At 46.8% G+C, this 780-nt stretch carries 2 protein-coding genes; both read left to right on the forward strand.

Annotation, left to right across the window (positions count from 1 at the left end; translation table 11 throughout):
* On the forward strand, positions 1-233 hold a 233-nt coding region (locus OC610_RS28305; RefSeq protein ID WP_264433004.1), incomplete at its 5' end, for a type I restriction endonuclease subunit R, EcoR124 family.
* Between the two features lie 336 nt (positions 234-569).
* The coding region (locus OC610_RS28310) for a hypothetical protein (protein WP_264433008.1) at positions 570-780 on the forward strand (211 nt) is incomplete at its 3' end.

Below are 780 nucleotides of genomic sequence, written 5' to 3' on the forward strand. Positions count from 1 at the left end.
GGCGCGAGGCCCAAGAGCTAATCAGCGATGAGGAACTGAATGAAGTGGCGGCTAAACGCTACATTGCCACTTCACTAAAAAGGGAGTTTGCTAGCGATAGTGGAACTGAGCTCAATACCGTTTTGCCTAAAATGAGCCCACTCAATCCGGCTTATTTGGCAAAAAAACAAAGTGTCTTTCACAAGGTTGCTATTTTTGTTGATAAGTTCAAGGGTGTTGGAGGGCAAATTTAATGGGCGACCTGTTAGCGTTCCCATACCTAACATTTAGAGTGCTGGAATGACTGTTAGCAAGGCCTACTATTGAATCGTAGGCCGCCGCGAGTCCACTATTCGTCTTCACAGACCTGTCGGTGAGTTCGAGGGACACCAACTTGGTGCGGGTGGCTGCCTTGGTTTTTAGCGATAACGGCGGGATCCGGGAAGGCGCAGTTAACAGCGGCGTCGAAGTGGCGATATCCTCGGGATCTAACAGTCTTCAGCGCAGCTGTGTAAATGGAGTGCTAATTAGCGCGCCTTAAAAACTCGCTCCATACGTAATAAATATGGAAGTCGGCAAGGATAGGCAAAATGCAAGGACAAACTGCAATTGAAATGATAATTAAAGATATTGAGGAGCTGTTTACTGATAAGCCGTACTCGATTGACTATATCATTGCACCAAGAGGGAGCTCCTGCCAGAAGGTGGGTGAACGCTCCAGAATAATTATCGATCATAATATTTCGCTCTTTACGATTGCTGACCTGACAGGCATGATGATGGTCATGATTGAAGTGTGCC

The organism is Pseudomonas agronomica, from assembly GCF_025917275.1.
GTDB lineage: Bacteria > Pseudomonadota > Gammaproteobacteria > Pseudomonadales > Pseudomonadaceae > Aquipseudomonas > Aquipseudomonas agronomica.